Source organism: Actinophytocola sp. (assembly GCF_035634895.1).
Classification (GTDB): Bacteria; Actinomycetota; Actinomycetes; order Mycobacteriales; family Pseudonocardiaceae; genus Actinophytocola.
Genome location: NZ_DASQCC010000247.1, coordinates 57,356 through 63,787 on the forward strand (window position 1 = coordinate 57,356; position 6,432 = coordinate 63,787).

Below are 6,432 nucleotides of genomic sequence, written 5' to 3' on the forward strand. Positions count from 1 at the left end.
CGGTAACGTGGACCTACAATGAGCACTCTGTTCGAATTGCCAGCCCAGACGTCCCCTGCGCCCCGCCGCAAGGCCGGGGCGCTGCTGCTCGACGGCCTCAACGACCAGCAGAGCCGCGCGGTCCAGCACGCCGGCTCGCCGCTGCTCGTCGTCGCAGGCGCCGGCTCGGGCAAGACGCGGGTGCTGACCAGGCGAATCGCGTACCTGCTGGCCGAGCGGGACGTGCACCCCGGCCAGATCATGGCCATCACGTTCACCAACAAGGCCGCCGCCGAGATGCGTGAGCGCGTGGTCGAGCTGGTGGGTAGGCGCGCCAACGTGATGTGGGTGTCGACGTTCCACTCGATGTGCGTGCGGATCATGCGTCGCGACGCCCAGACGCTGGGCATGAAGTCGAGCTTCTCCGTGTACGACGCGGACGACACCCGCCGGCTGATCACTCTGGTGTCCCGGGACCTGGACATCGACCCCAAGCGGTACACCGCACGCGGGCTCGCGTCGGCCATCTCGAACCTGAAGAACGAGCTGGTCGGTCCCGAGGAGGCGACGGCCAGGGCCACCAACGACTTCGAGCGCCGCACGGCCGAGGTGTACGTCGAGTACCAGCGCAGGCTCACCCAGGGCAACGCGTTCGACTTCGACGACCTGATCATGCGCACGGTCGAGCTGCTGCAGACGTTCCCGGACGTCGCCGAGTACTACCGCCGCCGCTTCCGGCACGTGCTGGTCGACGAGTACCAGGACACCACCCACGCGCAGTACACGCTGGTCCGCGAACTGGTCGGCACGGGCGAGAACGGGATCGAGCCGGGCGAGCTGTGCGTGGTCGGCGACGCGGACCAGTCGATCTACGCCTTCCGCGGCGCGACGATCCGCAACATCGTGGAGTTCGAGCGGGACTACCCGCAGGCCACCACGATCATGCTGGAGCAGAACTACCGCTCGACGCAGACGATCCTGTCCGCCGCCAACGCGGTGATCTCCCGCAACCCCAACCGGCGTGACAAGCGGCTGTGGACCGCGCTCGGCGACGGGGAGAAGATCGTCGGCTACGTCGGCGACAACGACCACGACGAGGCCGCGTTCGTGGCGGGCGAGATCGACCGGCTGATGGACGCGGGCGAGGTCAAGTACAGCGACATCGCCGTGTTCTACCGGACCAACAACCAGTCCCGTGTGTTCGAGGAGATCTTCGTGCGCATGGGACTGCCGTACCGGGTGGTCGGCGGGGTCCGGTTCTACGAGCGGCGCGAGGTGCGGGACGCCCTCGCCTACCTTCGGGTGCTCGCGAACCCGGACGACACGGTGAGCCTGCGCCGGATCCTGAACGTGCCGAAGCGCGGCATCGGCGACCGCGCCGAGGCATGCGTGTCCACGCATGCCGACAAGGAGCGCGTCTCGTTCAGCACGGCGCTGCGCGATGCCGTCGAGGACCGGGTACCGATGCTCAACGCGCGGTCCCGCAACGCGATCGTGGGCTTCGTGGAGCTGCTGGACGACCTGCGCGGCCTGGTCACCGACGGGCACGAGGTCGCGGAGATCCTCGAGGCGGTCCTGGACCGCACGGGGTACCGAGCCGAGCTGGAGGCGTCCGACGACCCGCAGGACGCGACCCGGGTGGACAACCTGAACGAGCTGGTCACGGTGGCCCGCGAGTTCGCCAACGAGCCGGTGCCCGATCCCGACGACGACGCCGCGGCCGACGACGCCGTGGTGGAGCCGGGCTCGCTCGCCGCGTTCCTGGAGCGCGTGTCGCTGGTGGCGGACGCGGACCAGATCCCGGACGGGGACGAGGAGAACGCGACCGGGGTCGTCACGCTGATGACGTTGCACACCGCGAAGGGCCTCGAGTACCCGGTCGTGTTCTGCACCGGCTGGGAGGACGGCATCTTCCCGCACATGCGTGCGCTCGGGGACCCGACGGAGCTGGCGGAGGAACGCCGGCTGGCGTACGTGGGCATCACGCGTGCCCAGCGGCACCTGTACCTGTCGCGGGCGATCGTCCGGTCGGCATGGGGCCAGCCGATGACCAACCCGCCCTCCCGCTTCCTGGACGAGATCCCGGCGGAGCTGATCGACTGGCGCCGGGTCCAGCCGGAGCGCTCGGCACCGTCCGCCCCGACCTCGACGTGGAACCGCCGCTCGTCGGCGTCGTCCACGTCCACGTTCGGCCCGGCGAAGGGCTGGAAGGACACGCCCGCGCTGTCCCTTGACGTGGGCGACCGGGTCAACCACGACAAGTACGGCCTTGGCACGGTGGTCGCGACCGACGGTGTCGGTCCCCGCGCCACGGCCACGATCGACTTCGGCACCGCGGGCACGATCCGGCTGATGCTGATCGGCAGTGTGCCCATCCAGAAGCTCTGACGAGGGGCGAGCTGAGCTCGCCCCTCGCGTCTACCTCGTCCCACTTTCGGGTGACTTCTCACCGCTGTCGTCGAACGCATGCTCGAAACTGTCGGTGCCATCCGATCTACTGCTCTCCGTCGGGACCACACGGGTCCCACGGAGAGACAGGGGTCCCAGATGTGGACGAGGTGCTCTACGGGGTACTCGCCGAGAACATCGGCAGCTACCTGGACCGTGTCCAGCGCTTGGCGGCTCATTCGGAGGAGTTGCGGCGGCTGGTGGCGGCCTGGCGGGCGTTGCTCGACCTACACCGGCCGTCCGGCCGCAGAGGCCGGTGCGAGGGTTGTACGCGCTCTCACCAACGCCGCACGTCGATGTGTGACGTCTGGCGGGTGGCGAACGCGTTCTTCATCCACGCCTGAGGGAGCCTGTCCGGCCGGCCTCTGGTTCGATCCGCTCGGCTCGCCGGATTCGTTCGGCGAGCCGGGTTCGTTCGGCGAGCCGGGTTCGTTCAGCTCGCCAGGTTCGTTCGTCTCCCCGGATCCGCTCGGCGCGCTGGGTTCGCTGGGTTCGTTCGGCTCAGAGGACGACACCGTGGTCGATGAGCCACGGCCGCGGGTTGATCTTGCGGTGGTCGCCCGGCTCCCAGACCTCGAAGTGGAGGTGCGGGCCGGTGGACTGGCCGCGGTTGCCCGTGCGCGCGATCTGCTCGCCGGCCTTGACGCGCTCGCCCTCGCGGACGGAGAAGTCCTGCATGTGGCCGTAGACGGTGATGGTGCCGTCCTCGTGCTGGATGCGGACCCAGAGGCCGAAGCCGCTCGCGGGCCCGGCCTCGATGACCACGCCGTCGGCGGCCGCGTAGATCGGCGTGCCGATGGGGGCGGCGAAGTCGAGGCCGTAGTGGGTGGTGCCCCAGCGGGCGCCGAACCCGGAGGTGACGGTGCCCGACGACGGTCGGACGAACCTCGGCCGCTCACGCTCGGCCTTCTGGGCCGCGGCGGCGTCGGCACGCGCCTGCACGATCTGGTTCGTGGAGGCGATCTGCTGCACTTCGGGTGCGGTGACGATCGGCTTGGCCACCGCCAGCACCTCTGGCGCGGCGGCTGAGGCGGAGCCCCCGACACCGAACGCGGCGGAGGCGTTCTTGGCGTCGGCGAGCGGAGCGATGTCGTCGGAAGCGGACGGACCGTTCTTCAGCGCCTGACCAGCGGTCGCGGCAGCGAACGCGCCAAGCGCGACGGCGGCGACCACGACCCGACCGCGAAGCTGGGAGGAGGGTGGCGAGACCACCCGGTGCTGCGCCATCCGAATCCGAGCTGAGCTGTTGCGTGCAGCCAGCGTCTCCTCGAGCGCGTCGTACTCCCGTATATCGCCGCCGGGGGAGCGGTGTCGAGACAAGTCCTGCCCTTCCGTCTTCGGGGAGTCCGGGCTCGACGTACGCCTGGCTCGTTGGGGCCGAGCTGTCGGCGTGGGCACCGGGCGGGGGATCCCGGCTGGACGGAAACCTGGTGGTTGCCGTCCGACCCAATTCGTGACCGGACCGTGACAACGGACCGGGGGACGATAACGAAAGGGCGCCGCTTAGGGCAACTTCTGTCAATCGGGTCCGCCAAACGAGTGGCGCCAAAACTGTCCGTAACCAGCAAAAATAACCAAGAGTAATACGTAGGTCACTTAGTCAGTGTGACCCAAGTTACTTACTCGCGAGGAACGTTCGACCATTTGCCGACCCCCAACGACACCCCAACAACCCCCAAAAGGAGGCCGACCCGAGACCAAACACAACCCCGGGCCGACCAAGCCCCACAACTGAACAATCCCAAGCCACCCAGCCGCGAAAGGCCGGCCAGGCCGGGCCAGCCAGGTCGGGTCAGTCAGGCCGGGCCGGGCCAGCCAGGTCGGGCAGAGCGGGCCAGACCGGGCAGAGCGGGCAAGGCCCAGCGAACCCGCGTCGCTCCACCCGCCTTGGCCGCCGCTGCCGAGCCGGCTGTGGTTGCCGAGCCGGTCGTGGTTGCCGAGCCGGTCGTGGTTGCCGAGCCGGCCGCGGTTGCCCAGCCGGCCGCGGTTGCCCAGCCGGCCGCGGTCGGTGGGATGGTCGTGCGCGCTGCGCGTCACACCGGCTTCTGGCAATGCCATGCGCGGATGGCCAGTTCGAGCGGACCAACGGTCGTCGCGCCCCGTCCAGCCAGGCACGACACGTCAACGCGTGGCCGGCGACCCCGCGGCGGGGTCGTGCCGGCCTGCCGGCGGCGACGCGCCGCGTGGTCGGGACACAGCGGCCGCGCCATGTGTCGGTGTCGGCGCCTTGCTAGCGTTCCCCCCAATGACTGCGCGGACTCCATCGTCGCTTGGTCCGTCGGATGGACGGCGGCGCGGCGCACAACCCGACGACAAGAAGCCTGGCAGGGAGCCCGGTACCGGCACCGCCACCAACCCGGACAAGAGTCGCCCGGCGCGGCTCGGCTTCGCTGCCAGCCCTCTGCGGCTGTGGCTCGCTCTCCTGCTCTCCGTCGCCGGCGCCGTTCTCGCCTACCTCGGGGTCAGGCAGGGACTCGTCGTCGACGGGCCGCCGCCCGCCTTCCACAGTGGCGTGCTCCTCCTGGTTCTCGCCGCCGCGCCGCCGGTCCTCGCGATCCTCGGGGTGATCTTCGGCCGGGCCCCCACCGCCGCCGGGATTCTCGCCGGCGCCGGGCTGCTCGCTCCCGGCCTCGCACTCGTCGACGCCCAGGTCCTCGCCGACGCGCTCGCGGTCTCCCGTCCGGAGTTCTTCGTCCCCACCTCGCTGGCGGCCCTCACCGCGGCTCCCGGTGCCTACCTTCTCCTCGCCGGCCACGTCGCCGCCGGCGTCGCCGGTCTGCTCGCCGCCGGCCGCGCCGGTGCCGGACCCGACTCGGACTACTACGCCGCGCTCGACGCCGGTCTCGACACCTCCGGGCGTGGCCGGGCCATCGGCTGGGCCCTCGCGGCCGGCTGCGTCAGCGTCGTCGGGCTCGTCTTTCCGCCCTTCGCGTCCGACAACGCCTTCATCGTCGCCCAGGACCTCATCGCCAGCCCGGACCTCGTCAGGTACGGCGGCCTGCTGATCGTCATCACGGTCCTGATCGGCGCCGTCGCCGCCGCCGTCAACCCGCGGCCGCCGCTCGCCAGGGGCATGGCGCTCGGCCTCTTCCTCGCACTCGCCTGGCTGGTCGTGCCTCAGCTCGCGGCCGTCGCCAGGGTCGACTGGCTGCACCTCGAACCCTGGCCGCTCTTCGCCATCATCCCGATCGGGCTCCTCGCCGCCGTGCTGTTCTTCGTCGGCGACGACAGCCGGGACACCGAGCAGAAGGACGTGCAGCTCAGCGGCAGCCCGCTGCTCACCGGCATCCTCGGCGTCCTCACCGGCGTCGCCGCGATCCTGGGCGCCTCCGCCTCGCTCGTGGTCGCCGACGTCGACCAGCCCGAGAGCTTCGCCAACCGCCAGCTCCTGCCCGCCGGCATCCTGATCGTCCTGCTCAGCGTCGGCCTCTTCACCCGCTGGGCGTTCGCGATCCGGCCCGCCTTCGTCGTCGCGCTCGCGGCCGTGCCGCTCGTCGGGCTCGGCGCACTCGACACCGCCTTCACGGCCACCTCCGCCGGCAACGTCATGCCCGGCATCGCGGTCACCACCGTCGAGACCCGGGTCGGCGCGGCCGTGTGGTTCATCATCGCCGCGTTCGTGCTCGCCGCCGCCGGGGCCGTCGGGGCCGCGATCACCGGTGGTGCGGAGCGGGACGACGTCGACCGCAGCAAGCGCGACCTGCACCTTCGCTACGGCATCCCCGCCGCCGGCGGCGTCCTGTTGGCGATCGGCGCGTTCACCTCGCCGATGATCAAGGCCCCCGGCTACACCCCGCCCGGCATCTGGACCGACTTCCGGCTCGCCTCCTGGGGGCTGCTGATCGGGTTGCTGGTCGTCGTCGGAGCCGCCGTCGTGGCCGCGCTCGCCCGGCCCGTCCGCGCCGCCGGGCTGCTCGCCGGCGCCGCGGTCGTCGCCGGGATCCACCTGCTCGAACTGCCGCTGACCGGTGACCGGGTGGCCGGCGCGCAGGCGGGCGGTGGCAC

4 protein-coding genes are annotated in these 6,432 nt (G+C 70.9%); 3 read left to right on the forward strand and 1 reads right to left on the reverse strand.

The window, feature by feature from the left end:
* The first annotated feature begins 18 nt into the window (after positions 1 to 18).
* Both pcrA and VET29_RS38505 read left to right on the forward strand, forming a co-directional pair.
* Positions 19 to 2,367 carry a DNA helicase PcrA gene (pcrA, locus tag VET29_RS38500; protein ID WP_324930425.1) on the forward strand — a complete coding sequence of 783 codons (2,349 nt, stop codon included), beginning with the start codon at positions 19 to 21 and terminating at the stop codon, positions 2,365 to 2,367.
* 161 nt (positions 2,368 to 2,528) lie between these two features.
* Positions 2,529 to 2,771 (forward strand): hypothetical protein, encoded by a 243-nt coding sequence (locus VET29_RS38505; RefSeq protein ID WP_324930428.1) that lies wholly within the window; start codon positions 2,529 to 2,531, stop codon positions 2,769 to 2,771.
* 157 nt (positions 2,772 to 2,928) lie between these two features.
* Here VET29_RS38505 and VET29_RS38510 read toward each other — a convergent pair whose 3' ends face one another.
* The gene (locus VET29_RS38510) at positions 2,929 to 3,654 is read right to left on the reverse strand and encodes a M23 family metallopeptidase (RefSeq protein ID WP_324930431.1); all 726 of its coding nucleotides are present in this window, start codon (positions 3,652 to 3,654) and stop codon (positions 2,929 to 2,931) included.
* 1,018 nt (positions 3,655 to 4,672) lie between these two features.
* Between VET29_RS38510 and VET29_RS38515 the strand changes: the two genes are divergently transcribed.
* Positions 4,673 to 6,432 (forward strand): hypothetical protein (locus VET29_RS38515; RefSeq protein ID WP_324930434.1); only part of this gene is annotated, 1,760 nt, incomplete at its 3' end.

What these genes read in the sequence shown, in the direction of transcription:
- VET29_RS38510 (WP_324930431.1), bottom strand. Translation starts at nt 3,654, where the DNA reads ATGGCGCAGCACCGGGTGGTCTCGCCACCCTCCTCCCAGCTTCGCGGT.
- pcrA (WP_324930425.1), top strand. Translation starts at nt 19, where the DNA reads ATGAGCACTCTGTTCGAATTGCCAGCCCAGACGTCCCCTGCGCCCCGC.